We start from the raw sequence: 23,197 nt of genomic DNA, 5'->3' as shown, positions 1-23,197 counted from the left end.
GACACCGCAACGAAACGCCGATGACAAACCTGGAGTTGCTGTCGAGGTCTCGGGGAGAGCGAGCAATGGAGACCGAGTCGGAGCCGTACGTCCGTCTTGCGACCCTGCGGCAGCTGCACCAGGTGGTGGCCGAACTCAACACGGCGCGCAGCCTGGCCGACACCCTGCAGACCGTCGTGGACGGCATCGTGCGCGGCCTCGGGTACGAGCTCGCCTGTGTCAATCTCGTACGCCCTGACGGGGACCTCGTGGTCGCCGCCTTCGCCGGTGACCCGGCCGCCGAGGCCCTGATCACCGGACGCGTCGGTTCCCGCCCGTCCTGGGACCGCCGGCTGGCGATGGGCGAGGACTGGGACGGCCTGCGCTTCATCCCGCACACCGAGGGCTGGGTGCTGATCGAGGACGACGTGCCCCAGTGGCACACCGACGGCCCCGATCCCCGCTTCGAGGACGAGTGGCATCCCGAGGACCGGCTGTACGCCCCCATGTATGCGACGGGCGGGGAACTTCTGGGTGTCATTTCGGTGGACAGACCGCGCAACGGGCGCCGCCCCGGCGCGTGGGGGCGCGAAGCGCTCCAGATGTACGCCTTCCAGGCCGCGATTGCGATCAGCAACGCACGGCTGCGCGCGAACATGCAGCGGGCCCTGGTCCGGCTGGAGCGCGAGCAGCAGGCGCTGCGGGCGAGTGAAGAGTCGTTCCGCCAGGCCTTCGAGTACGCGCCCAGCGGTATGGCCATCGCCGAGATGGGCGGCGACCAGCACGGCCGGCTGCTGCGCACCAACGACGCCCTGTGCCGGCTGCTGGGGCGGCCCGCCTCCGTGCTGCGCCGCTACTCCTTCTCCGACCTCGTGCACCCCGAGGACATCGGGACCCTGCTGCGGACCTCCGCCGAGGGCGGCCGGGCCGAGCTGCGCCTGGGCCGGCGCGACGGCACGTACGTCTGGGTCTCGCTGCGGAACTCGGTCGTCGCGGACGCCGCCGACGGGCCGCGCTTCCTGCTCACGCACGTCGAGGACATCGAGGAGCGCAAGCGGCACGAGCTCCAGCTCGCGCACCGCGCCAGCCACGACTCCCTCACCGGCCTGCCCAACAGCGCCGAGCTGCGCTCTAGGCTCGGCGCCCGGCTGTGCCGGCGGCCCCAGTCGGTGCGGGCCACCGCCGTCGAGGCGCTCGACGCGGCCTTCGAACCGCGCCCGGAGGCGGGTGGTGCGGGCGAGCACGGCTTTCGGGCCGACGGGCACGAGGGCGCCGACCACGGCTACCCGCCGGCCGCCGGGGCGCCCGGCCCGGAGTCCTTCGAGTTCGCCGGGGCGTTCACGTCCCACGCGGACGGCCCGTACGACCACCACGTGCACACCGTGGCGCCCGCCACGGACGTCGACGACGGGACGAAGGGGCTCGCGGTCCTCTTCTGCGACCTCGACGGCTTCAAGTCGATCAACGACCGGTTCGGGCACCACACGGGCGACGCGGTCCTGATCGAGGTCGCCCGCAGGCTCTCGACCTGCGTCAGGGACGGTGACACGGTCGCCCGGCTGGGGGGTGACGAGTTCGTCGTGCTGGCCGACGGCCTGGGCGCCGCCGACGCCGCCGACCTGGCGGTTCGGCTGCGCAACGCGATCATTCCGCCGATCCGGGTGGACGGCCGGGCGGTCCGCGTGGGGGCGAGTTTCGGGATCGGCTGGGCCAGCTGCGGGATGTCGGCGGACGAGGTGCTGCGCTCCGCCGACCAGCGGATGTACATCGAGAAAAGGTCCCGTTCCAAGGCGCACCGGCGGGCCGGGTAGTCTGATCGGCTGCCCGTGGGCGCACGTGTTCGGGGTAGGCTCCCGTGGGTCGAAAGGAGTGACCTGCGATGACGACGCCCGCGAACCACGGCCCGCACGGTGGGGCGAACAAGCCCGAGGACGACGATCCGTTCGGCTACCTCTACGCGGACGGCCAGGCCGCCGGTGCCACCCCGCCCACGTCGGGCGGTGGATACGGCTACCCGGGCCCGACGGGCGGTGGTCAGCCCGGTGCGCAGCCAGGTGTCCCCCGGACCTCGTACAACCAGGTGCGCACGGTCGGCGAGCGGACCTACGGCGGCCAGCGCGGGCAGGTCCCGCAGCAGCAGGCCGCCTACCAGGCCCAGTACCAGGCCCCGGAAGCGCTGCAGGCGGGCGGCTACGGTGTGCCCGCGCAGCAGCAGTACACCGAGCAGGTCCCGCTCCCGGACGGCCGCGGTCGTGGCGGTGGCGGTGGCGGTTCCAGCCGCAAGGGGCTGCTGATCGCGGCGGTGGCCGTGGTCGCGGCGGTCGCGATCGGGATCGGCGCGGCGCTCGCCTTCGGCAACAAGGGCGACGACAAGGCGGGCAAGGACCAGGCGAACCAGCCGAACCAGCAGTCGGCCCCGCCGCAGCAGTCCTCCCCGGAGCCGAGCCGTTCCCCGCAGCCCTCGGAGTCCCCGCTGCCGAAGGGGGAGGCGGCCGGGGCGGGCATGGCCCTCACGGGCGGTGCGACGCTGATGACGGCGGTCCCCGGTGCCAAGAGCAGCGGTGGCCAGTACGTCGGCAACTTCAACCAGCCCGGCGCCGCGCTGACCTGGACGCTGGACCTGCCCAAGGGCGGTACGTACCGCTTCTACGTGCGCTTCGGCATTCCGGGTGAGGACGCGAACGCCACCCTGGCGGTGAACGGGAAGGCCAACAGCACCCCGCTCAACATGCGCAACTTCGCCCAGTCGCCGAAGGGTGACTGGGAGAACGGCTGGCAGACCACCTGGGGCCAGGTCACCCTGAACAAGGGGACCAACACGATAAAGATGTCGTGTGAGAGCGGCAACAAGTGCAACGTCAACATCGACCAGCTCTGGCTCGAACGGAGCTGACCCGCCCGGCCGAGCCGCCCCCGTCTAGAGCGGCGTGACCTTCACCGACCCCCGTACCTCCGCGTAGGTGCGGGGGTCGAATTCGCCCGCGACCGGGGCGTGGACGGTGGCGGCGGAGAGGGCGGCGGCGCGGGTGAGGCGGGCGGGCCAGTCGAGGCCTTCCGTCAGGGCGGACAGCAGGCCCGCCACCGCGGAGTCCCCGGCGCCGGTGGGGTTGCCGCGCAGGCGGTGGGGCGGGACGGCCTGCCAGGTGCCCTCGGGGGTGGCGGCCAGCAGTCCGGCGGGGCCGAGTGAGGTGACCACCGCGCGGGCGCCGCGGCGGCGGGCGTCGCGGGTGGCGGGGAGCGGGTCGCGGGAGCCGGTGAGTTCCGCCAGTTCGGCGGCGTTCGGCTTGATGATCTCCGGCCGGGCGGCGACGCCGCGGCGCAGGGCCTCGCCGCCGGTGTCGAGGAGTACGGGGACGCCGGCCGCGCGGGCGGCCCGGACGAGGACGGCGTAGGCGCCGACGGGGACGCCCGGGGGCAGGCTGCCGCAGAGGGCCACCGCGTGGGCTCCGGTGAGGAGTTCGGCGTAGTGGTCCTGGAAGGCGGCCCACTCGGCGGCGGTGATCTGGGGGCCGGGTTCGTTGAACTGGGTGGTGTCGCCTGTGGTTTCGTCGACGACGGCCAGGGTGCGCCGGGTGCTGCCCGCGCAGGGCAGCAGGGCGTCGGTGACGTGCGGTGCCGTGGTGAGGAGGGCGCGTACGAGGGCGCCCGAGGGTCCGCCCGCGAAGCCGGTGGCGGTCACCGGGTGGCCGAGCGCGCCGAGGACGCGGGCCACGTTCAGGCCCTTGCCGCCCGCGCGTTCCGCGACACCGGTGACCCGGTGGGAGGTGTGCGGGAGCAGTCGCGGCACCCGGTGGGTGACGTCGAGTGCGGTGTTGAGCGTCACGGTGAGGATCATGGCCAGCCCCGGTCTCGGTGAATGCCGGGATCATGCCAAATCGTGGGCGGCGGGCCCAGTCCGAGGGCCCGCCGCCTTGGCGCGTCCAGCCGAAAGGCCTCTCAGGGCTGGGGGTTGACGACCCATTCGCCGCGCCGCATGACGCCCTTGACGTCGAACGCGGCGTCGAGGACGACCAGGTCGGCGTACTTGCCGGGCTCCAGCGAGCCGACCTGGTCGTAGAGGCCGATCAGCTTGGCCGGGTTGGCCGAGACGGCCTGCACGACGGATTCCACCGGGAGCCGGTCCACCGTCACCGACCGCTTGAAGGCGGTGTCCAGGGTCAGGGTGGAGCCGGCGATGGAGCCGCCCTCCACGAGCCGGGCGACGCCGTCCTTGACCTCCACCTCCAGCGGGCCGAGGTGGTAGGTGCCGTCGCCGAAGCCGGCCGCGTCCATGGCGTCGGTGATCAGCGCGACGCGGTGGGCGCCCGCGTGGTGGAAGGCCAGTTCCAGCATGGCGGGGTGCAGGTGGACGCCGTCGTTGATCAGCTCGACGGTGACCCGCTCGTCCTCCAGCAGCGCGGCGATCGGGCCGGGCGCGCGGTGTTCCAGGCCGGGCATCGCGTTGTACAGGTGGGTGGCGACGGTGGCGCCCGCGTCGATGGCCTGGCGGGCCTGGTCGTACGTGGAGTCCGTGTGGCCGATCGCGGCGATGACCCCGTGTTCGGCCAGCAGCCGTACGGAGTCCAGCCCGCCGGGCAGTTCGGTGGCGAGGGTGACCATGCGGGCGGCGCCGTGCGCGGCGTCGACCAGCTTGCGGACCTCGGCCGGGTCGGGGTCGCGCAGCAGGTCCGCCTTGTGGGCGCCCTTGCGGCAGGGGTTGATGAAGGGGCCCTCGAAGTGGATGCCGGCGATGTCGCCCTGCTGGGTGAGTTCCGCGAGCAGGGCGGCGCGCCGGGCGAGTTCGTCCAGCTCGCCGGTGACGGTGGAGGCGATCAGGGTGGTGGTGCCGTGCTCGCGGTGGGTCCGTACGCCCTGGAGGACCTCTTCGGCGGTGCCGGAGGTGAAGGAGGCGCCGCCGCCGCCGTGGTTGTGCATGTCCACGAAGCCGGGAACGAGCCAGTGCCCGGTGAGGTCGAGGACCTCGGCGCCCTCGTGGGCGCTGCCGGCGATGCGGTCGCCTTCGACGATCACCCGGCCGCCCGCGACGGTTCCGGTGGGCAGCACCACCCTGGCACCGGAGAGGACGGTGCTGTGTGCGCTTGCGGACATCAGGCTGGTACCTCCGTGGCGAGTAGGTCCCAGGCGAGCAGCCCCGCGCCCAGGCATCCGGCGGTGTCCCCGAGGGCGGCCGGAACGATCTCGGGCAGCCGCTGGAACGTCACGCGCTCCTCGACGGCCGTCCGTAGTGGTGTGAACAAGGTTTCCCCCGCCTCGGCCAGCCCGCCACCGATGATCAGGGTGCGCGGGTCCAGCAGGGTGATCGCGGTGACCAGCCCGTCGGCGAGCGCGCCGATGGCGGTGAGCCACACCTCGCGGGCCCGTGCGTCGCCGGACTCGACGGCTTTGGCGCAGTCGGCCGCGTCGGCGGCGGGGTCGCCGGAGGCGGCGGCCCAGGCGCGGGAGACGGCGGAGGCGGAGGCGAGGGTCTCCAGGCAGCCGTACTGGCCGCAGCCGCAGGCGGGGCCGCCGGGGCGGACCACGATGTGTCCGATCTCTCCCGCGTAGCCGTGCGCGCCGGCCTCGATGGCTCCGGCGATGCCGATGGCGCCGGCGATGCCGGTGCCCAGCGGGACGAACAGGAAGCGGTCGGCGCCCCGCCCGGCGCCGATGCGGCCCTCGGCGAGCCCGCCCGTGCGCACGTCGTGGCCGAGGGCGACGGGGATGCCGCCGAGGCGGGCGCCGAGCAGGTCGCGCAGCGGTACGTCGCGCCAGCCGAGGTTCGCGGCGTAGACGGCGGTGCCCCGCTCGGCGTCGACGATGCCCGGGACGGCCACTCCGGCGGCCGAGGCGGCGGCGCCGAAGCGCTCGGGGCCCAGGCGCAGCAGCTCGGCGGCGAAGTCCAGGATCGTCTCGACGACGGCTTCGGGGCCCCGCTCGCGGCCCGTGGCGCGGCGCGCCTCGTGCAGCAGGGTGCCGTCGTCGGCGATGAGGGCGGCCTTCATCCCGGTGCCGCCCACATCGAGGGCGATGACGTGTTTCACGGGTTTCACAGAGACAGTCTCGCGTGCTCGGGAGGGAAAGGTCTAGTCCATTGGAGGGGATTGTTGAGCTGCCATACAAATTCGGGCACGGGCCGGGACACGGTCCGGACACAGTCCCGGCAAGGCGCGCGTTCCGGATGTGGAGGAGCCGCCAAAGTGGTGTAGACCTTACGTCGAATCGTACGTACAACAAGGGGTGGATCGAGAACCGTGAAGGGCCGTTACCTGAGCCTGGCCGCAACCGGGGCCGCGCTGTGCCTGACCGCCGTGACGCTGACGGGCTGCGGAGCCCTGCCGGGTCTCGGCGGGAACAACGAGGTGACCCTCCGGGTCGTGGCGGCCGACTACGGCGACAATCCGCAGAACTCCTCCGCGAGCTACTGGAAGGACCTCGCCGCCTCCTTCGAGAAGGACAACCCGGACGTCCACGTCGAGGTCAGCGTCTACTCGTGGTCCGAGGTGGACGCCAAGGTCGCCGCGATGGTCAAGGACGGCAAGGCCCCCGACATCGCCCAGATCGGCGCCTACGCCGACTACGCCGAGGCGGGCAAGCTCTACACCGCCGACGAGCTGCTCTCCGTCACCACCGAGGCCGACTTCCTCGCGCCGCTCGCCGACGCGGGCAAGGTCAAGCGGGTCCAGTACGGCATGCCGTTCGTGGCCAGCACCCGGCTGCTCTTCTACAACACCAAGCTGCTGGGCGATGCCGGGGTCATCCCCAAGGACGGCTCGGCGCCGTGGCAGCCCAAGAGCTGGGCGGACCTGGAGGCGGCCGCCAAGAAGCTCAAGGGCGCCGGGGTGCCCACCCCGCTCGCGGTGCCGCTGGGCCGCGAGGAGGCGCAGGCCGAGTCGATGATGTGGATGCTCGCGGGCGGGGGCGGCTACACCGACAACGAGGAGGCGTACATGATCGACTCCGCGGAGAACGTGAAGTCCTTCGAGTTCCTCCGCGACAAGATGGTCGGCCAGGGCCTGACCGGCCCGGTCGAGCCCGGCAAGCTGAACCGCCAGGCCGCCTTCGACGCCTTCACGCGCGGCGAGGTCGGCATGCTCAACGGCCACCCCACGCTGATCAAGCAGGCCGCCGGCAAGGGTGTGAAGTTCGGCATGGTCCCGATGCCGACCGCCGACGGCACCGACCACTCCGCGATGGGCGTCGCGGACTGGGTGATGGCGTTCAAGAACGGCCACAAGAAGGAGGCCGGGAAGTTCCTGGACCACCTCTACTCCGCGAAGAACGTGACCGCCTTCACCAACATGTACGACCTGCTGCCGGTCACCACCAGCGGCTACCGGGCCATGGAGGCCTCCAGCGGCGCCTCGGCGGCCCAGCTGAAGACCTTCCTGACCGCCCTGCCGACCGCCCGCCTCTACCCCGTGGGCAAGAAGTCCTGGGCCGGGGTCAGCGAGGACATCAAGCAGAACATCGGCAAGACCGTCCAGCCGGGCGGACAGCCCGCGAAGGTGCTGGAGAACATCGCGACGAGCGCGCGCAAGGCGGACGGCGAGCACTGACGGCCGCCCGGCGGCCGGCGCGGGGGGTCCCGGCCGGCCGCCGCGGCTGTCGGTGGGCGGCGTTAATCTGGCCGTATGACGGACGAGGGGCGGCTGACGGCCACGGAGGCCGCCGTGCTCGCGTACGAGGGGAAGACCTGGCCCGGGCCCGGCGCCAAGGAGCGGGCGATACGGGAAGGCCTCGGCCTGACCCCCGTCCGGTACTACCAGCTGCTCAACGCCCTGATGGACGACCCCCGGGCGCTCGCGCACGCCCCGGGCACGGTCAACCGGCTCCGCCGCATCCGCGCCGCCCAGCGGGCCCGCCGCTAGCCGCTCTCGGGCAAGACCGGGGGAGGACTGGGCGCGCCCGGGCGGTCCCGGTAGGGTCGTCCACATGGGGAGTCAGCCGCACGACCGACCGATGCCCGTACCCGTCACCGCAGCCGGACGCGAGGGGCTCGAAGCCCTGCTCCGCGCACCCCGCAGGGCCGTCGTCGCCCTGGACTTCGACGGCACCCTCGCCGAGATCGTCCCGGATCCCGACCAGGCCCGCGCCCACCAGGACGCCGTACCGGCGCTCTCCGCGCTGGCCCCCCGGGTCGCGGCGGTCGCCGTCGTCACCGGCCGGCCGGCCGGGGTCGCCGTCCGCCACGGCGGTTTCGCCGGGGTGCCCGGACTGGAGCACCTCGTCGTCCTCGGCCACTACGGGGCCGAGCGCTGGGACGCCGTCTCGGGAGTGGTGCACGCGCCCGCCGAACACCCCGGAGTGGCCGCCGTACGGGCCGAGCTGCCGGGCTTCCTCGACGCGATCGGGGCCTGGCGCGGGACCTGGATCGAGGAGAAGGGCCGGGCGCTGGCCGTCCACACCCGCCGGGCCGAGGATCCCGAGGCGGCGTTCGAGGCCCTGCGCGAGCCCCTCGCGGAGCTGGCCGCCCGCCACGGGCTGATGGTCGAGCCGGGCCGGGCCGTCCTGGAACTGCGTCCGCCGGGCATGGACAAGGGCGTCGCCCTGACCGGATTCCTGGAGGAGCGCGAGGCCGAGGCCGTGCTGTACGCGGGCGACGACCTCGGCGACCTCGCGGCGTTCGCGGCGGTCGAGAAGCGCCGCGCCGACGGCCTGCCCGGCCTGCTGGTGTGCAGCGGTTCGGCGGAGGTCCCGGAACTCGCCGCCCGCGCCGACCTGGTCCTGCCGGGCCCGGCCGCCGTCACCGCCTTCCTCGCCCGCCTCGCCGCAGCCCTGCCGGACGCGGACGCAGACCAGGAGGGCTAGGGCGCCGCTAGGGGATCCGCGTGGCCAGGCCGTCGCAGAGGAGGCGGACGCCGAGCAGGAAATTCTCGTCCTCCCCGTAGGCCGAGGCGGCGGCCACCGTCAGGGGGAAGCGGGCCACCAGCGCGGCGCCCTCCTCGGGGCCGACGGCCGCCGCCGGGGACTCGCTCTGCTCCTGCAGCACGAACCCGGTGACGTGGCTGAGCAGCGCGTCCGCGCCGACCGCCGCCGGCCCGTCCGGGACGCCCGCCGTGCGCAGGGTCCCCAGCAGGCGTTCCATCACCGACAGCGCTCCCGTGCTGAGCACCTTCGGGCTGTCGGCGAACATCACCGCGCCCCCCGCGTGCCGCCGGATGCCGGCGCGCAGGGTGAGGGCCTGGGCCTCGACCCGCTCCCGCCAGCCCGCGCCGGGGCCCAGCGCGTCCAGGGCGGCGGTGCCCGCGTCGTAGGCCTGCCGGGCCACCCGGTCCGCCATCAGCTGGACCAGGACGGCCTTGCTGGGCACGTGGTAGTAGAGGCTGCCCGCCTTCGCGTCGAGCCGTAGCGCCACCCGCCGCATGGACAGGCCGTGGTATCCGGATTCGGCGAACTCCGCCATGCCCGCGTCGATGATGCGTTCCTTCGTCAGCTTCACGGCAGCAGCCTACGCCAGTTTCTAACACCGTTTGAAAACTGGCCGCGGGCGCGCTACTGTCGTCCCACGACGACCGAAGGGGGGTGGCGGCGATGGGTGCACTGGTGTTCAACGCGACCACGGCGGCACTGATGGTGATGATGTTCAACGGGGGCCTGGACCTGCTCGGCCGGGACACGCTGCGCGGACGCCGCGTCCCCTGGGCGGCGGTGGGGCTGACCGCCCTCGCCCTCGCCGGGGTCGCCGCGCAGCTGCTCTGGTCCGGCGCCATGGACGCCCTGGACGACGACCCCGCCAAGACGGGGTGGTGGCGGGTCGTCACCGCCGTCTTCATGCAGAACGGCGGCCTCCTCGGCGGCGCCTGGAACATCGCCACCCTCGCCGCCGTCGCCGCGCTCGCCGACTGGTACTGGGGCGGGCCCCGCACCCTCGTCCTGTTCCTCGCCGGCATCCTGCTGCCCGAGCACGTCGACGCGCTGATCGGCCTCGGCGGCCACCACGGCACCGACCCCCGCAACTTCGCCGGCAGCTCGGGCGCCACCTACTTCCTCGGCGCCACCCTCGCCGCCGCCCTCCTGCTGCGCACCCTGCGGGCCCGCCGCGCCGGGATCCCCGGCAGCCACACCAAGGAGCTGCTGCTCGCCGCCGGGGTGCCGGTGCTCGGCCTCGTGCTCTGGTTCGCCCAGGCCAACGGCCACGGCCTGGTCTCCTGCTACGGCTTCGTCCTCGGCGCCCTCGCCCTCGGCCTGCCGGGCCGCCCCGCGGACGGCCCCGCCGCCGCCCCCGCTCAGCCCTCGGCCAGCGCCGCCAGCTGAGCCTCGAACCAGGCCGCCGGCGGCAGCGCCGTAGCCGCCGCGGCCAGCCGCTTCGTCCGCTCCGCCCGCTCCTCCCGGGGCATGGACAGCGCCTCGTGCAGGGCCTCGGCCGTCGCGGTGACGTCGTACGGACTGACCGTGACGGCGTCGCCCTTCAGCTCCTCGTACGCACCCGCCCCGCTGGAGAGCACCAGCGCGCAGCCGTCCTCCGAGACGACCGGGATCTCCTTCGCCACCAGGTTCATGCCGTCCCGGACCGGGTTGACCAGCGCCACGTCCGCCATCCGGTAGGCGGCGAGGGAGCGCGCGAAGTCGTCCTCCACCGAGACCAGCACCGGCTGCCAGTCCGCCGTCCCGAACTCCGCGTTGATCTCCGCCGCCAGCTCCCGCACCGACGCCGTGTACGTCCGGTACGCCGCCAGGTCCTGCCGGGACGGGTACGCGGAAGCCAGGTGCACCACCCGCTCCCGCCACTCGGGGTGCGTGACGAGCAGCTCCCGGTAGGCCAGCAGGCCGCGCAGGATGTTCTTCGACAGCTCGGTGCGGTCCACCCGGACGATCGTCTTGCGGCCCGCGACCTCCGCCCGCAGCGCCGCCAGCTTGTCGTCGACGACCGGCCGGTGCGCCAGCGCCCGCAGGTCGTCCGCGTCGACGCCCAGCGCGTACTGGCGGACCTCGGTGAACCGCTTCTCCCCGTACCCCTGCCCGCCGGGCACCGCCCTGCGGTGCCACACGCCGCGCTCGGGGGCGTCGCTCGGCAGGAACGGGTCCGCGATGCCGGTGGCGTCGTCCCGCCGGGCCCCCGTGATGAAGTTCGAGGCCCAGCGCCAGGCGTGGAAGCCCAGCTGGTCCGCGCCGAGCATCCCCCACACCAGCTGGCCGCGGATGTCGTCGGGGAGCATCTCCAGGAACTCCCACGACGCCCACGGCGTGTGCGTGAAGTGCGCGATCCGCAGGTCGGGGCGCAGCTCGCGCAGCTGCCCCGGGACCAGCGCCAGGTGGTAGTCCTGCACCAGGACGCGGGCGCCCTCGGCGGCCTCCTCGGCCAGCGCCTCGGCGAAGGCCCGGTTGTAGGAGACGTACGCCTCCCAGTTCCGGCGGAACGCCGCGTCGAAGACCGGCTCGCGCGGGACGTCGTAGAGGTGGTGGTGGGTGAACCAGAGCACCGAGTTGGCGATGCCGTTGTAGGCGCCGTCGTAGGTTCCGGGATCGATGTCCAGCATCCGGACGCCCGGCTCGGAGGTGCCCCGCCGCACCGCCTCCCGGTCGGCGTCCGAGAGGGCGGCGCAGATCCAGAGGGCCTCCGGCTGCTTCGCGAGGGCCGCCGAGAGGCCGGAGACGAGCCCGCCCCCGCCGCGCCGGGCGCTGAGGGTGCCGTCGTCGGAGAGGGCGTACGAGAGCGGGCCGCGGTTCGCGGCGACGAGTACCTGAGAAGCCATGCCGCGAACCTAGCCAGGGCCGCCCCGGCTCAAACCGAGCCGTACGCCACACCGGCGGCGGCTCAGGCCACCCGCCGGCCCGCGTACTCGGCGATGCCGGCCATCGGCGGCCGCTCCTCGGTGTCCACCGGGTAGGTGCGCGGCACGAACCCGTCCGGCCCCCGCTCGAACTGCGTCAGCTCGGGCCGCACCAGGTGCGCGCGCGAGAGCCGCAGCTGGGCGGTGCGGTAGATCGCGGCGGCCATCCGGCCCAGGGCCTGCCCGTCCTGGTGGCGGTGCAGCCGGACCCCGACGTCGACCTGGGCCAGCGCGTCGAGCCCGACCGTGTGCAGCGCGTCCACCAGCAGGCCCAGCTCGACGCCGTACCCGACGGGGAACGGCAGCCGCTCCAGCAGCGAGCGCCGTACGGCGTACTCGCCGCCCAGCGGCTGTACGAATCCGGCCAGCCGGGGCCAGTTCAGGTTCAGCAGCGGGCGGGCCACCAGCTCGGTGACCCGGCCGCCCTGGCCGGGGGCGTCGCCGAGCGGGCGGTCGTACATGGCCTTGACGAACTGCACCTGCGGATCGGTCAGCAGCGGGCCGACGATCCCGGAGACGAAGGACGCGGAGAAGTCCCGCAGGTCGGCGTCGACGAAACAGACGACGTCGCCGGTCGTGGCCAGCAGCGAGCGCCACAGCACCTCGCCCTTGCCGGGCAGCGCCGGTATCCGCGGCAGGATCGCGTCCCGGTGCACCACCCGGGCGCCGGCCTCGGCCGCCACCCGCGCCGTACGGTCGGTGGACCCGGAGTCGACCACGACCAGCTCGTCCACCAGGGGGGTCGCGAGGCCGTCGATCAGCTCGCGCCGGATCACCGAGACGATCTCCCCGACGGTGGCCTCCTCGTCGAGCGCGGGAAGCACCACGCTGACCGTCGTCCCGGCCGCCCGTTTCCGGTCGAGCAGCTGGTCGAGCGGTCGGTCGGCGGCAGACCAGGAGCGGTCTGCCAGCCAGCGCTCCACCTCATCCAGCACTCTCGGCACTCCCTGCTTCTCGTTACTCGGCGGTGGTCGGTGATTTTGGGCCGAAATGTGATCCATCTCGCCGTTCGGACGGCTGTCTCAACCACCCGGGCCTTCGGTTACAGTCTTGAACAACGCGAAGGACCACCGCATGCCGGGGTCCTCGCCGACAAACGCACCGGCGCGCCACAGAGCGCGTGTGCCGGTGCCATACCGCTCATCCAGAGGGGCAGAGGGACACGGCCCGTTGAAGCCCCGGCAACCCTCCAGTCGGTTCTCGCGATGCGTTACGAACGTACTCCCGCGAGGTCCCCGGCTAGGGAAGGTGCCAATTCCGTCTCATGGCGAAGCGCGCCATGGGGAAGATGAGGAGAAAGGGCCTCGCCGTCATGGCTGCACAGACTGTCGCCACCTCCGCCGATCTCGGATCCACCGACCGGTCCACCGATCTGGGACCCGTCGATCTCGGACCCGCCACCGGCCTTTCCTGCCGCGAGTGCGGAACCCGCTTCGAGCTCGGCCCCATTTTCGCCTGCGCCGAGTGTTTCGGTCCGCTCGAAGTCGCCTACGAGCTGCCGCTCGGCGACCCGGAGGCCCTGCGCGCGGCCATCGAGGCCGGTCCGGAGAACATCTGGCGCTACGCGCCGCTGCTGCCGGTCCCGGCGGACGTGGCCGCCAAGCCCAGCCTGAACCCCGGTTTCACCAAGCTCGTGGACGCGCGGAACCTGGCCAAGGAACTGGGCGTCACCGGCAAGCTCTACGTCAAGGACGACTCCGGCAACCCGACGCACTCCTTCAAGGACCGCGTCGTGGCCATCGCCGTGGAGGCGGCCCGCGCCTTCGGCTTCACCACCCTCTCGTGCTCCTCCACCGGCAACCTGGCCGGCGCCGTCGGCGCCGCGGCCGCCCGCGCCGGCTTCCGCTCCTGCGTGTTCATCCCGCACGACCTGGAGCAGGGCAAGGTCGTCATGGCCGGCATCTACGGTGGCGACCTGGTCGGCATCGAGGGCAACTACGACGACGTCAACCGCTTCTGCTCCGAGCTCATCGGCGACCCGCTGGGCGAGGGCTGGGGCTTCGTCAACGTCAACCTGCGCCCCTACTACGGCGAGGGCTCCAAGACCCTGGCGTACGAGATCTGCGAGCAGCTCGGCTGGCGGCTGCCCGACCAGCTGGTGATCCCGATCGCGTCCGGCTCCCAGCTGACGAAGATCGACAAGGGCCTCCAGGAGCTGATCAAGCTCGGTCTGGTCGAGGACAAGCCGTACAAGATCTTCGGTGCCCAGGCCGAGGGCTGCTCCCCGGTGTCCACCGCCTTCAAGGCCGGCCACGACGTGGTCCGCCCGCAGAAGCCGAACACCATCGCCAAGTCGCTGGCCATCGGCAACCCGGCGGACGGCCCGTACGTCCTGGACATCGCGCGGCGCACCGGCGGTTACGTGGAGGACGTCAACGACACGCAGGTCGTCGAGGCCATCAAGCTCCTGGCGCAGACGGAGGGCATCTTCGCCGAGACCGCGGGCGGCGTGACCGTCGGCGTGACGAAGAAGCTCATCGAGAACGGGCAGCTCGACCCGGCGCTGACCACCGTGGTCCTGAACACCGGCGACGGGCTCAAGACCCTGGAGGCGGTGGCCGCCGACAGCGGCCAGAGCGCCACCATCCGCCCCAGCCTGGACGCGTTCCGCGCCGCCGGTCTGGCCTGACCCCTCCCACGTCTCCCGGAAAGGCGGTAGCGCCATGAGCGTCAACGTCCGCATCCCCACCATCCTGCGCACCTACACCGGCGGCGTCGCCGAGGTCCCGGCCGAGGGCGCGACCCTGGCCGAGGTCATCGCGTCGCTGGAGCAGAGCCATCCCGGCATCGCCGCGCGGGTCCTGGACGACCAGGGCAAGCTGCGCCGGTTCGTGAACGTCTACGTCAACGACGACGACGTGCGCTTCGAGGGCGGCCTGCAGGCGGCGACGCCGGACGGCGCCGGCGTTTCGATCATCCCGGCCGTCGCGGGCGGCTGACGCCGGCGCCTCCGGGCGGCGGACGTGAAGTGAATTGCCCCCTCCGCTAATAAGCGGAGGGGGCAATTCTGCTTGATTGGGCGCGGTAGAGTTGGGGAAGTCCCCTCCGGTGTTCTTGCCCGCCGCATATGAACGGGCCCCGTGAGGGTTGACATTGAGTCAACATGCGCGTGCGGTTTGGGGCTTTGGTGAAGATTGCCTGGTCCGAGTTGCCCTGCCCTATGCCAAATTTTCACTCTATTTCAATGTTTCCGCGTGTCCAGAATTCTCATCGGAATGACCTGTTGCGGACAGCACCGGTGCGGATACATTCAGCCGCGGTCGAGGCGTTCCGGCGCGAGTTCTGACCCGGGTCCGCGAAGTGCGGACCCGCGCAAGGGCCAGTAATAGGGGAGTTAGGCATGGCTCAGGGCACCGTCAAGTGGTTCAACGCGGAGAAGGGCTACGGCTTCATCGCGGTCGACGGTGGTGCGGATGTGTTCGTCCACTACAGCGCCATCCAGATGGACGGGTACCGCACCCTTGAAGAGGGTCAGCGGGTCGAGTTCGAGATCTCGCAGGGCCAGAAGGGTCCGCAGGCGGACATGGTCAAGCTCGCTGCTGCCGGCTGAGCCCCCAGCGCGACCGACCACCGACCAGCACAGACACCACGAGGGGCCCGCATCCCGGCACGGGATGCGGGCCCCTCGTGCGTGGCGCCGCCGCGGCGCACGGCCGGAAGCCGTCCAAAATCGCCCGAAGCCGCTTGCACTCGCGGGGGTCGAGTGCTAATCATTGGCGTTAGCACTCTCCGGTCGAGAGTGCTACTCAGACGAGGACCGGGTCGGTGAGGCCCGACGGGTCCGGCGGGAAGGAACCGCCGGCTCCGCAGGCCGTCCGTCGCGGGCGCGGGCGCGGTCCGGAGCAATCCACCCTCCCCTTACGCCTGGCTGCGCGGGGGGAACCCCAGTCCTGGAGGACCACTTCAGATGGCCAAGATCATTGCGTTCAACGAGGAGGCCCGGCGCGGTCTCGAGCGTGGCATGAACCAGCTCGCCGACGCCGTCAAGGTCACCCTTGGCCCCAAGGGTCGCAACGTCGTCCTTGAGAAGAAGTGGGGCGCGCCCACGATCACCAACGACGGCGTCTCCATCGCCAAGGAGATCGAGCTCGAAGACCCGTACGAGAAGATCGGCGCCGAGCTGGTCAAGGAAGTCGCCAAGAAGACGGACGACGTCGCCGGCGACGGTACGACCACCGCCACCGTGCTCGCCCAGGCGCTCGTCCGCGAGGGTCTGCGCAACGTGGCCGCCGGTGCCAACCCGATGGCCCTCAAGCGCGGTATCGAGAAGGCCGTCGAGGCCGTCTCCGCCGCCCTGCTGTCGCAGGCCAAGGATGTCGAGACCAAGGAGCAGATCGCCTCCACGGCCTCCATCTCCGCCGCCGACACCCAGATCGGCGAGCTCATCGCCGAGGCCATGGACAAGGTCGGCAAGGAAGGCGTCATCACCGTCGAGGAGTCCCAGACCTTCGGTCTGGAGCTGGAACTCACCGAGGGCATGCGCTTCGACAAGGGCTACATCTCGGCGTACTTCGCCACCGACATGGAGCGTATGGAGGCGTCCCTGGACGACCCGTACATCCTGATCGTCAACTCCAAGATCGGCTCGGTCAAGGACCTGCTGCCGCTCCTGGAGAAGGTCATGCAGTCCGGCAAGCCGCTGCTGATCATCGCCGAGGACGTCGAGGGCGAGGCCCTGTCGACCCTGGTCGTCAACAAGATCCGCGGCACCTTCAAGTCCGTCGCCGTCAAGGCCCCGGGCTTCGGCGACCGCCGCAAGGCCATGCTCGGCGACATCGCCATCCTCACGGGCGGCACCGTCATCTCCGAGGAGGTCGGCCTCAAGCTGGAGAACGCCGGTCTCGACCTGCTCGGCCGCGCCCGCAAGGTCGTCATCACCAAGGACGAGACGACCATCGTCGACGGCTCCGGTGACAGCGACCAGGTCCAGGGCCGCGTCAACCAGATCCGCGCCGAGATCGAGAACTCCGACTCGGACTACGACCGCGAGAAGCTCCAGGAGCGCCTCGCGAAGCTGGCCGGCGGCGTGGCCGTCATCAAGGCCGGTGCCGCGACCGAGGTGGAGCTCAAGGAGCGCAAGCACCGCATCGAGGACGCCGTGCGCAACGCCAAGGCGGCCGTCGAAGAGGGCATCGTCGCCGGTGGTGGCGTGGCCCTGCTCCAGGCCTCCTCGGTCTTCGAGAAGCTGGAGCTCACCGGTGACGAGGCGACCGGCGCCAACGCCGTGAAGCTCGCGCTGGAGGCCCCGCTCAAGCAGATCGCCGTCAACGGTGGTCTCGAAGGCGGCGTCGTCGTCGAGAAGGTGCGCAACCTGCCGATCGGTCACGGCCTGAACGCCGCGACCGGCGAGTACGTCGACATGATCGCCGAGGGCATCATCGACCCGGCGAAGGTCACGCGTTCCGCGCTGCAGAACGCCGCGTCCATCGCCGCGCTGTTCCTGACCACCGAGGCCGTCATCGCCGACAAGCCGGAGAAGGCCGCCGCGGGCGCCCCGGGCGGCATGCCGGGCGGTGACATGGACTTCTGATCGGCCCCTGGCTGATCGGCTGTTCTCGAACGAGGGCGGCACCCCACCGGGGTGCCGCCCTCGGGCGTTCCACGGTGCGGACCGCATGCCCGCCTGGTGGGACGTATCGCCACGGCACGGTCGCGTTTGGTTGACTCGGGGCATGAGCGCAAGCAGTGGGCCGTACGTCAAGATCTGTGGGCTGAAGACCGCGCGGGACCTCGACGCGGCCGTGGCGGCCGGAGCCGACGCCGTCGGGTTCGTGTTCGCGGCCGGCAGCCCGCGCACCCTCACCGCCGCCGCCGCGCGGGAGCTGGTGGCGCGCGTGCCCGAAGGGGTGCTGACCGTCGGGGTGTTCCGGGGGCAGGACGTGGAGGAGGTGCGCCGGCTCACCGAGGAGAGCGGCGTACGCGGCGTACAGCTGCACGGGGAGGAGGGCCCGGAACATTACGAGGCCCTGCGCGCCCCCGGCCGGACCCTGCTGCGGGCCACCGCCGAGCACGTCCGGCGCTGCGGCGAGTACGGCGAGGACCTGCTGCTGCTCGACGCCCCGGACCCGGGCTCCGGCAGGCCCTGGAACTGGGGATCGGCGCAGTTCACCGCCCCCGAGGGGCGCTGGCTGCTGGCCGGCGGGCTCACTCCGGGGACCGTGCGGGAGGCCCTCGCCGCGACCCGCGCCTGGGGGGTGGACGTCTCCAGCGGGGTCGAGGCGGAGCGCGGGGTGAAGTCCCCCGAGCTGATCCGCGCCTTCCTCACCGCAGCGCGATCGTATGATTACCCAGCGTGAGAAAATCGGTGTGCGCGTTGGGCCGAACGGGCAGAACGGCCCCATGGAACCGGAAACGTTCGGCTGGCTGCGGCGCCTGACCCGCCGCCTCGCCCCCCGAGGCGGCGGCGGGGGCCTGCCCGGCCTCGCCCCGCCCCGTAACCCCGTCTTCACCGCCGACTTCGCCTCGACCACCCAGTGGGTGGCCGGCCGCTCCTGGGCCTATCCCGACGGCGGCCCGGTCAACCCGGGCGACAACAAGCTCGACCACCTCGTCGCCGACCCCGCCTACAGCCGCGGCGGGACCTTCCTGGCCACCCTGCGCCCCGACGGGAACTGGGACACCGGGCTGCTCACCACCGAGGGCAGCGACGAGGGGTTCACCGTCCGCACCGGCGACGTGCTGGAGGCCCGCGTCCGGCTGCCCGTGGAGACGGGGGCCTGGCCCGCGATCTGGACCTGGCGCGACGGCGGCCAGGAGATCGACGTCTTCGAGTACCACCCCGACAACCCCGACCTGCTGGAGCTGTCCAACCACGTCCGGGAGGCGCACCGCTACCACCGGGACCCGTCCGTGCGGCCCGGTGCCTGGGTCGACCTGAAGGTGGAGTTCGGCCGGAGCTCCGTCGTCTGGTGGGTCAACGGCCTGCGCGTCTTCTCCGACCGCAGGGGTGTGGGGCGCGGCTGGCACGCGTACCTCATCGTCAACCTCTCGGTCTCGGCCGGCCGCTACCACCCGGCGCCCGGGCCCGAGCTGACGCGCATGTCCTACGAGGTGTCCATGCTGCGGGTGCTGCGGGCCTGAGCCGGCCGGCACGTGGTCGGCGGAAGCCGCGCTGGTCGCCCGTACGGGTGAATTTTTCCGGGCCGTGGCCGCGGGTGCCGCCCGGCGTGCCGGCCAGGGACGACCGATTCCGGAGTGGGTGCGCGGGCCGGGCCCGGAGGTCCCGGGGGATCGGCCAGGCGGCGGGGGGCGGCTCAAGCCCGCCGCCGGAGGATCCCGATGCAGGAGGGGGCCGCCTCCCGGGAGCCGTTCGCCGGTGACGGGCGCGGCCGCTCCACGCCGATCCACACGCACTCCAGGGAGCTCCCCCCATGCGTCTGTCCGTCGCGCGCCTGACCGCCGCCGCCGTCCTCGCCCTGACCCCCGTGGCGGCCGGTACGGCCTCCGCCGCAGTTCCCGAGCCGACTCCGGCCCCGCTCCTGACCGCCGCGAACGCCATCCCGGGCAGTTACATCGTCACCCTCTCCAGGACCTTCCGTCCGGCGGAGTTCGCGAAGGCCCTCGGTCTGAAGCCGAAGTTCACCTACGGCCGGGCGATCAACGGGTTCGCCGCGAACCTCACCAAAAAGCAGCTGAAGGCCGTCCGGGAGGCCTACGGCGTGACGTCCGTGGAACAGGACGCGCGGGTCAGCGCCCCGCCCATGCCCCGGCCGGGGGTCGGGGCCATGTCGCCCGCGCACTCCTGGGGGCTGGACCGGATCGACCAGCGGTTCCTGCCGCTCGACAACGACTTCAGCGCCCACGGCAGCGGCCAGGGGGTGACCGCGTACGTCGTGGACACCGGCATCGACTTCGCGCACCCCGACTTCGGGGGCCGCGCGGTGCGCGGGTTCGACGCGATCGGCGACGGCCGCGACGGCGCGGACTGCAACGGCCACGGCACGCACGTCGCGGGCACGGTCGGCGGCACCACCTTCGGGGTGGCGCGCAAGGCCGAGCTGGTCAGCGTGCGCGTCCTCGGCTGTGACGGCCGGGGGTCCTGGTCGGGGATCATCGCGGGCTTCGACTGGGTCGCCGGTCACGCCCACCAGCCGGCGGTCCTGAACGCCTCCCTGGGCGGTGACCGGTCCACCGCCGTGAACAACGCCGTCACCGCCGTGGCCGACCGGGGCGTGCTGCCGGTCGTCGCGGCGGGCAACGACAACCGGGACGCCTGCCAGATCTCGCCCGCCTCGGCCGCCGGCGCGATGACGGTCGGTGCGACGAACCGCTTCGACGAGGAGACCGACTTCTCGAACTGGGGCCGGTGCCTCGGCATCTACGCCCCGGGCAAGGACATCACCTCGGCGAAGCCGGGCGGCGGCAGTGTGAACCTGAGCGGTACCTCGATGGCGGCGCCGCACGTCACCGGCGTCGCGGCCCTCTACAAGGCCGAGCACCCGAACGCCCTGCCGGCCGAGGTGCGCGGCTTCCTCGCCGACAAGTCCACGAAGGACGTCATCGAGAACCTGAGCGACGGCAGCCCGAACCGGCTGCTGTTCACCAACGGGCTCTGAGTCCGGGTCCGGCGCCGCGCCTCACGCCGGTACGGGTTCCTTCGCGGGCCCGGCGGCGGCGGGCGCGGCCGGGTCCGGCTCGGGGCCGGTGTCGAGTTCGGCCAGCATCTGCCGGGTGAAGCCGAAGAACCAGGTCCCGGCGAAGCCCACGACGTAGCCGGTCAGCAGGCCGCCCGCGTAGACGGCGAGGATGGCGCCCGGGCCCGCGGTGCCGTCCAGCAGCGGGAACAGCGCCCAGCCGGAGGGGCCGATGGCGGTCGAACCGAAGGCCACGCCCAGCTGGTTGAAGAGGCCGACGAAGGCGCCGCCCGCCGCGCCGCCGACGCAGGCGGTGACGAAGGGGCGGCCCAGCGGCAGGGAGACCCCGTAGATCAGCGGCTCGCCGACGCCGAGGAAGCCGGCCGGGAGCGCGGACTTGATGGTCGCGCGGATCGAGCCGTTGCGGGGGAGGCGAACGTAGACGGCGAGGGCCGCGCCGACCTGGCCCGCGCCCGCCATGGCGAGGACCGGCAGCAGGACCGTGTAGCCGTTCTCCTGGATGAGGGTGGTGTGCAGGGGGATCAGGGCCTGGTGCAGGCCGAGCATCACCAGGGGGAGGAAGAGGCCGCCGAGGAGGAGCCCGGCGAAGGCGCCGCCGGTGGCGAGGAGCCGGGTGGCGAAGGTGCCGATGGCGCTGGAGACCGTACCGGCGAGGAACATCAGGCCGAAGAGGGTGACCAGGCCGGAGACCAGCACGGTGAGGGTGGGCGTGACCAGCACGTCCAGCGTCTCGGGGACCCGCTTGCGGCACCACTTCTCCACCTGTACGGCGAACAGCGCGGCCGCGAGCGCGCCGAGGACGCCGCCCTGGCTGGGGGAGAGGTCCCGGCCGAAGGCGTCGATCTTCGTGACGCCGGGGAAGACGATGATCGCGGCGACCGCGCCGCCGAGGACCGGGGTGCCGCCGAACTCCTTGGCGGTGTTGAAGCCGACGAAGACCGCGATCAGGGACATGAAGCCGCCGCCGATCGCGGCGAGGGCGGGGACCAGGGCGGGGGCCCAGCCGAGGTTCGTGAGCAGGCCGCCCAGACCGGCGATGATGCCGCAGCCGATGAGGGCGGGGATCAGCGGGACGAAGACGTTCGCGACGCGGCGCAGGAACAGCTTGAACGGAGTGGCGTTGCGCGCCTTCCGGGCCTCCTTCAACGCGGCCCCGCGGACGGCGAGTCCCTCGGCGGTGACGGGCCGGGGGGCGGTGTCCGCGCTGTCGGCGGCGGGCGCGGCGGGGGCGGCTGGGGAAGGGGCGGCCGGGGGTGCGGCGGGGGCGCGGCCCTCCTCCACGAGGGCTTCGAACTCGGGGGTCACGCGGGCGACGGTGCCCGGGCCGAGCACGATCTGGTACGTGTCCCCCTCGACCACGCCGAGGACCGCGGGGAGGGCCTTGAGTCCCGCGTCCTGGACGAGCGCGCGGTCGCGCAGGCCGATGCGCAGCCGGGTCATGCAGTGCGCGACGGAGGTGATGTTGTCCGGGCCGCCGACCAGAGGAAGGATCGCGGCTGCGGTGGCGCGGTTCTTGTCAGGGGACATGGTGGGTCGCCTTGCGTCGGGAGCGGGCGGGGCGGGCGGATCGGGCGGGGCGGGCAGGGGGGCGGGGCCGGTCAGGAGCGGGCGCCGTCGAGGGCCGCCCGCAGGTGGCCCCCGGAGGCGTCGAGGAGGGTGGCGGCGGTGGGGCCGTCGACGGCGCCGAGGAGGACGAGGACGGCGTTCTTGACCTCGCCGCCAGTGGCGGTGAGGGCGGCTTCGATCTCCGCGTCGGACGCGCCGGTGGCCAGCGCCACGATGCGGTGGGAGCGGGCGCGCAGCTTCTCGTTGGAGGCGCGTACGTCGACCATGAGGTTCCCGTACGTCTTGCCGAGGCGGATCATCGTCACCGTCGAGATGAGGTTCAGTACGAGCTTCTGCGCGGTGCCCGCCTTCAGCCGGGTCGAGCCGGTGAGCAGCTCGGGTCCGACGACGACCTCGATGCCGTGCTCGGCGGCGGCGGCGAGCGCGGAGCCGGCGTTGCAGGACAGCCCGACGGTGAGCGCGCCGCGGCGGCGGGCGAACTCGACGGCGCCGACCGCGTACGGGGTGCGGCCGGAGGCGGAGACGCCGACGACGCTGTCGTCGGCGCCCAGGCCCAGGGCGTCGAGGTCCGCGGCGGCCAGCTCGGCGGAGTCCTCCGCCCCCTCGATGGACCTGACCAGGGCGGACGGGCCGCCCGCGATCAGGCCGACGACCTGCGCCGGGTCGGTGTTGAAGGTGGGCGGGCACTCGCTGGCGTCCAGGACCCCGAGCCGGCCGGCGGTGCCGGCGCCCGCGTAGACGAGGCGCCCGCCGCGGGACATGCGGGCGGCGATGGCGTCGACGGCGGCGGCGATGGCCTCCAGCCGGCCGGCCACGGCGGCCGGGACGGTGGTGTCCTCGGCGTTCATGATCCGGGCGATCTCCAGGGTGGGCAGCCGGTCGATCTCGGCGAGGTCGGGGCGGAAGGCCTCGGTGGTCAGGGTGTCGAGCTGGGCGCGGAGGTCGGCGTGCGCGGTGGTCATGGGCGGGGCTCCGGGGTGGTGCGGGGGGCGGGGGTGCGGCGGCGGGCCTCGTACGAGGCGGCGGGCGCGGGCGCGGCCGGGCGCGGGTCGCGGTGGCCGGGATGGCCGGGGAGGCGGACGGTGCGGACGACGGTGGCCTCGCCGGCGCCGGCGCCGGTGCGTGCGGCCAGGGCGTTGACGGTGAGCCGGGCGCAGCCCGCGGGATCGGCGGTGACGGCTTGGACGACGGACCGCACGGAGGGGCTCGCGGAGCCGGGGAGGGCCCGGGCGCGGGGGCGCGGGGCCGCCGGGGCCGGGCGGTGGCCGGTGGGGTCCTTCGTGACCTGGATCACCCTGGAAAGCTATT

The 23,197-nt window shown here is 72.9% G+C and carries 22 protein-coding genes and 1 riboswitch; of the genes, 13 read left to right on the top strand and 9 right to left on the bottom strand.

All coding sequences use genetic code 11. The features are described from left to right. Positions 1-65: 65 nt before the first annotated feature. Positions 66-1,790 (top strand): diguanylate cyclase CdgB, encoded by a 1,725-nt coding sequence (cdgB, locus tag ACZ6ZT_RS21605; protein ID WP_469721280.1) that lies wholly within the window; start codon positions 66-68, stop codon positions 1,788-1,790. 68 nt (positions 1,791-1,858) lie between these two features. Beyond that, positions 1,859-2,872 (top strand): CBM35 domain-containing protein, encoded by a 1,014-nt coding sequence (locus ACZ6ZT_RS21600; RefSeq protein WP_469721278.1) that lies wholly within the window; start codon positions 1,859-1,861, stop codon positions 2,870-2,872. A 24-nt stretch (positions 2,873-2,896) separates the two neighbouring features. Here the strand turns inward: ACZ6ZT_RS21600 and ACZ6ZT_RS21595 are convergent, their stop codons facing one another. The 3 genes from ACZ6ZT_RS21595 to ACZ6ZT_RS21585 form a co-directional block, all read right to left on the bottom strand. Then, positions 2,897-3,814, bottom strand: a complete 918-nt coding sequence (locus tag ACZ6ZT_RS21595) for a 1-phosphofructokinase family hexose kinase (protein ID WP_469721276.1) — start codon at positions 3,812-3,814, stop codon at positions 2,897-2,899. Between the two features lie 101 nt (positions 3,815-3,915). After that, positions 3,916-5,067 (bottom strand): N-acetylglucosamine-6-phosphate deacetylase, encoded by a 1,152-nt coding sequence (nagA, locus tag ACZ6ZT_RS21590; RefSeq protein ID WP_469721274.1) that lies wholly within the window; start codon positions 5,065-5,067, stop codon positions 3,916-3,918. Then, positions 5,067-5,999 (bottom strand): ROK family protein, encoded by a 933-nt coding sequence (locus tag ACZ6ZT_RS21585; protein WP_469721418.1) that lies wholly within the window; start codon positions 5,997-5,999, stop codon positions 5,067-5,069. The genes nagA and ACZ6ZT_RS21585 overlap by 1 nt, the downstream gene beginning before the upstream one ends. Positions 6,000-6,209: 210 nt before the next feature. On the opposite strand from ACZ6ZT_RS21585, the gene ACZ6ZT_RS21580 reads away from it, so the two are divergent. From ACZ6ZT_RS21580 to otsB, 3 genes are all read left to right on the top strand, one after another. Continuing rightward, positions 6,210-7,514, top strand: coding sequence for an ABC transporter substrate-binding protein (locus ACZ6ZT_RS21580; RefSeq protein WP_469721273.1), 1,305 nt, complete (start codon positions 6,210-6,212; stop codon positions 7,512-7,514). A 75-nt stretch (positions 7,515-7,589) separates the two neighbouring features. Further along, the gene (locus ACZ6ZT_RS21575; protein ID WP_469721271.1) at positions 7,590-7,826 is read left to right on the top strand and encodes a DUF3263 domain-containing protein; all 237 of its coding nucleotides are present in this window, start codon (positions 7,590-7,592) and stop codon (positions 7,824-7,826) included. 64 nt (positions 7,827-7,890) lie between these two features. After that, on the top strand, positions 7,891-8,766 hold the full coding sequence (gene otsB, locus ACZ6ZT_RS21570; protein WP_469721269.1) for a trehalose-phosphatase: 876 nt from the start codon (positions 7,891-7,893) through the stop codon (positions 8,764-8,766). Between the two features lie 7 nt (positions 8,767-8,773). Here the strand turns inward: otsB and ACZ6ZT_RS21565 are convergent, their stop codons facing one another. Beyond that, entirely contained in the window at positions 8,774-9,397 is a 624-nt protein-coding gene (locus ACZ6ZT_RS21565) for a TetR/AcrR family transcriptional regulator (RefSeq protein WP_469721267.1), read from the bottom strand. Positions 9,398-9,489: 92 nt separating this feature from the next. Between ACZ6ZT_RS21565 and ACZ6ZT_RS21560 the strand changes: the two genes are divergently transcribed. Further along, positions 9,490-10,212 (top strand): hypothetical protein, encoded by a 723-nt coding sequence (locus ACZ6ZT_RS21560; protein ID WP_469721266.1) that lies wholly within the window; start codon positions 9,490-9,492, stop codon positions 10,210-10,212. On the opposite strand, the gene ACZ6ZT_RS21555 is transcribed toward ACZ6ZT_RS21560, so the two are convergent. After that, positions 10,185-11,651 carry an alpha,alpha-trehalose-phosphate synthase (UDP-forming) gene (locus ACZ6ZT_RS21555; RefSeq protein ID WP_469721264.1) on the bottom strand — a complete coding sequence of 489 codons (1,467 nt, stop codon included), beginning with the start codon at positions 11,649-11,651 and terminating at the stop codon, positions 10,185-10,187. The genes ACZ6ZT_RS21560 and ACZ6ZT_RS21555 overlap by 28 nt on opposite strands. Before the next feature lie 62 nt (positions 11,652-11,713). Further along, positions 11,714-12,664: a glucosyl-3-phosphoglycerate synthase gene (locus tag ACZ6ZT_RS21550; RefSeq protein WP_469721263.1), complete on the bottom strand. Its 951-nt coding sequence runs from the start codon at positions 12,662-12,664 to the stop codon at positions 11,714-11,716. 202 nt (positions 12,665-12,866) lie between these two features. After that, positions 12,867-13,024, top strand: a riboswitch (SAM riboswitch). A 17-nt stretch (positions 13,025-13,041) separates the two neighbouring features. Here ACZ6ZT_RS21550 and thrC point away from each other — a divergent pair. From thrC to ACZ6ZT_RS21515, 7 genes are all read left to right on the top strand, one after another. Then, positions 13,042-14,358 (top strand): threonine synthase, encoded by a 1,317-nt coding sequence (gene thrC, locus ACZ6ZT_RS21545; RefSeq protein ID WP_469721261.1) that lies wholly within the window; start codon positions 13,042-13,044, stop codon positions 14,356-14,358. A 34-nt stretch (positions 14,359-14,392) separates the two neighbouring features. Beyond that, positions 14,393-14,668, top strand: a complete 276-nt coding sequence (locus ACZ6ZT_RS21540) for a MoaD/ThiS family protein (RefSeq protein WP_469721260.1) — start codon at positions 14,393-14,395, stop codon at positions 14,666-14,668. 401 nt (positions 14,669-15,069) lie between these two features. Continuing rightward, positions 15,070-15,279, top strand: coding sequence for a cold-shock protein (locus tag ACZ6ZT_RS21535; protein ID WP_030232479.1), 210 nt, complete (start codon positions 15,070-15,072; stop codon positions 15,277-15,279). A 357-nt stretch (positions 15,280-15,636) separates the two neighbouring features. Then, a complete protein-coding gene (groL, locus tag ACZ6ZT_RS21530) occupies positions 15,637-17,259 on the top strand; it encodes a chaperonin GroEL (protein ID WP_469721258.1) in 1,623 nt (540 codons plus the stop codon). Positions 17,260-17,401: 142 nt separating this feature from the next. Continuing rightward, a complete protein-coding gene (locus ACZ6ZT_RS21525; RefSeq protein ID WP_469721256.1) occupies positions 17,402-18,025 on the top strand; it encodes a phosphoribosylanthranilate isomerase in 624 nt (207 codons plus the stop codon). 43 nt (positions 18,026-18,068) lie between these two features. Further along, positions 18,069-18,809: a LamG domain-containing protein gene (locus ACZ6ZT_RS21520; RefSeq protein WP_469721254.1), complete on the top strand. Its 741-nt coding sequence runs from the start codon at positions 18,069-18,071 to the stop codon at positions 18,807-18,809. A gap of 290 nt (positions 18,810-19,099) precedes the next feature. Then, the gene (locus ACZ6ZT_RS21515) at positions 19,100-20,284 is read left to right on the top strand and encodes a S8 family peptidase (protein ID WP_469721252.1); all 1,185 of its coding nucleotides are present in this window, start codon (positions 19,100-19,102) and stop codon (positions 20,282-20,284) included. A gap of 21 nt (positions 20,285-20,305) precedes the next feature. On the opposite strand, the gene ACZ6ZT_RS21510 is transcribed toward ACZ6ZT_RS21515, so the two are convergent. From ACZ6ZT_RS21510 to ACZ6ZT_RS21500, 3 genes are all read right to left on the bottom strand, one after another. Beyond that, a complete protein-coding gene (locus ACZ6ZT_RS21510; RefSeq protein ID WP_469721251.1) occupies positions 20,306-21,850 on the bottom strand; it encodes a PTS transporter subunit EIIC in 1,545 nt (514 codons plus the stop codon). A gap of 71 nt (positions 21,851-21,921) precedes the next feature. Further along, positions 21,922-22,851 carry an N-acetylmuramic acid 6-phosphate etherase gene (murQ, locus tag ACZ6ZT_RS21505; protein ID WP_469721250.1) on the bottom strand — a complete coding sequence of 310 codons (930 nt, stop codon included), beginning with the start codon at positions 22,849-22,851 and terminating at the stop codon, positions 21,922-21,924. Continuing rightward, positions 22,848-23,183 carry a hypothetical protein gene (locus ACZ6ZT_RS21500; protein ID WP_469721248.1) on the bottom strand — a complete coding sequence of 112 codons (336 nt, stop codon included), beginning with the start codon at positions 23,181-23,183 and terminating at the stop codon, positions 22,848-22,850. The genes murQ and ACZ6ZT_RS21500 overlap by 4 nt, the downstream gene beginning before the upstream one ends. Positions 23,184-23,197: the final 14 nt, after the last annotated feature.

It is taken from the genome of Streptomyces sp. NPDC102258 (assembly GCF_055584685.1).
Note: the sequence above shows the minus strand (reverse complement) of the source record. Positions and strands in the feature narration are given on the sequence as shown.

Excerpts from the sequence above, each read along its gene's own strand:
- ACZ6ZT_RS21515 (WP_469721252.1), top strand. The coding sequence starts at position 19,100 with ATGCGTCTGTCCGTCGCGCGCCTGACCGCCGCCGCCGTCCTCGCCCTG.
- ACZ6ZT_RS21510 (WP_469721251.1), bottom strand. The coding sequence starts at position 21,850 with ATGTCCCCTGACAAGAACCGCGCCACCGCAGCCGCGATCCTTCCTCTG.
- ACZ6ZT_RS21600 (WP_469721278.1), top strand. The coding sequence starts at position 1,859 with ATGACGACGCCCGCGAACCACGGCCCGCACGGTGGGGCGAACAAGCCC.
- ACZ6ZT_RS21520 (WP_469721254.1), top strand. The coding sequence starts at position 18,069 with ATGGAACCGGAAACGTTCGGCTGGCTGCGGCGCCTGACCCGCCGCCTC.
- groL (WP_469721258.1), top strand. The coding sequence starts at position 15,637 with ATGGCCAAGATCATTGCGTTCAACGAGGAGGCCCGGCGCGGTCTCGAG.
- thrC (WP_469721261.1), top strand. The coding sequence starts at position 13,042 with ATGGCTGCACAGACTGTCGCCACCTCCGCCGATCTCGGATCCACCGAC.
- ACZ6ZT_RS21575 (WP_469721271.1), top strand. The coding sequence starts at position 7,590 with ATGACGGACGAGGGGCGGCTGACGGCCACGGAGGCCGCCGTGCTCGCG.
- cdgB (WP_469721280.1), top strand. The coding sequence starts at position 66 with ATGGAGACCGAGTCGGAGCCGTACGTCCGTCTTGCGACCCTGCGGCAG.
- ACZ6ZT_RS21525 (WP_469721256.1), top strand. The coding sequence starts at position 17,402 with ATGAGCGCAAGCAGTGGGCCGTACGTCAAGATCTGTGGGCTGAAGACC.
- ACZ6ZT_RS21595 (WP_469721276.1), bottom strand. The coding sequence starts at position 3,814 with ATGATCCTCACCGTGACGCTCAACACCGCACTCGACGTCACCCACCGG.
- ACZ6ZT_RS21540 (WP_469721260.1), top strand. The coding sequence starts at position 14,393 with ATGAGCGTCAACGTCCGCATCCCCACCATCCTGCGCACCTACACCGGC.
- nagA (WP_469721274.1), bottom strand. The coding sequence starts at position 5,067 with ATGTCCGCAAGCGCACACAGCACCGTCCTCTCCGGTGCCAGGGTGGTG.
- murQ (WP_469721250.1), bottom strand. The coding sequence starts at position 22,851 with ATGACCACCGCGCACGCCGACCTCCGCGCCCAGCTCGACACCCTGACC.
- ACZ6ZT_RS21560 (WP_469721266.1), top strand. The coding sequence starts at position 9,490 with ATGGGTGCACTGGTGTTCAACGCGACCACGGCGGCACTGATGGTGATG.
- ACZ6ZT_RS21555 (WP_469721264.1), bottom strand. The coding sequence starts at position 11,651 with ATGGCTTCTCAGGTACTCGTCGCCGCGAACCGCGGCCCGCTCTCGTAC.
- otsB (WP_469721269.1), top strand. The coding sequence starts at position 7,891 with ATGGGGAGTCAGCCGCACGACCGACCGATGCCCGTACCCGTCACCGCA.
- ACZ6ZT_RS21535 (WP_030232479.1), top strand. The coding sequence starts at position 15,070 with ATGGCTCAGGGCACCGTCAAGTGGTTCAACGCGGAGAAGGGCTACGGC.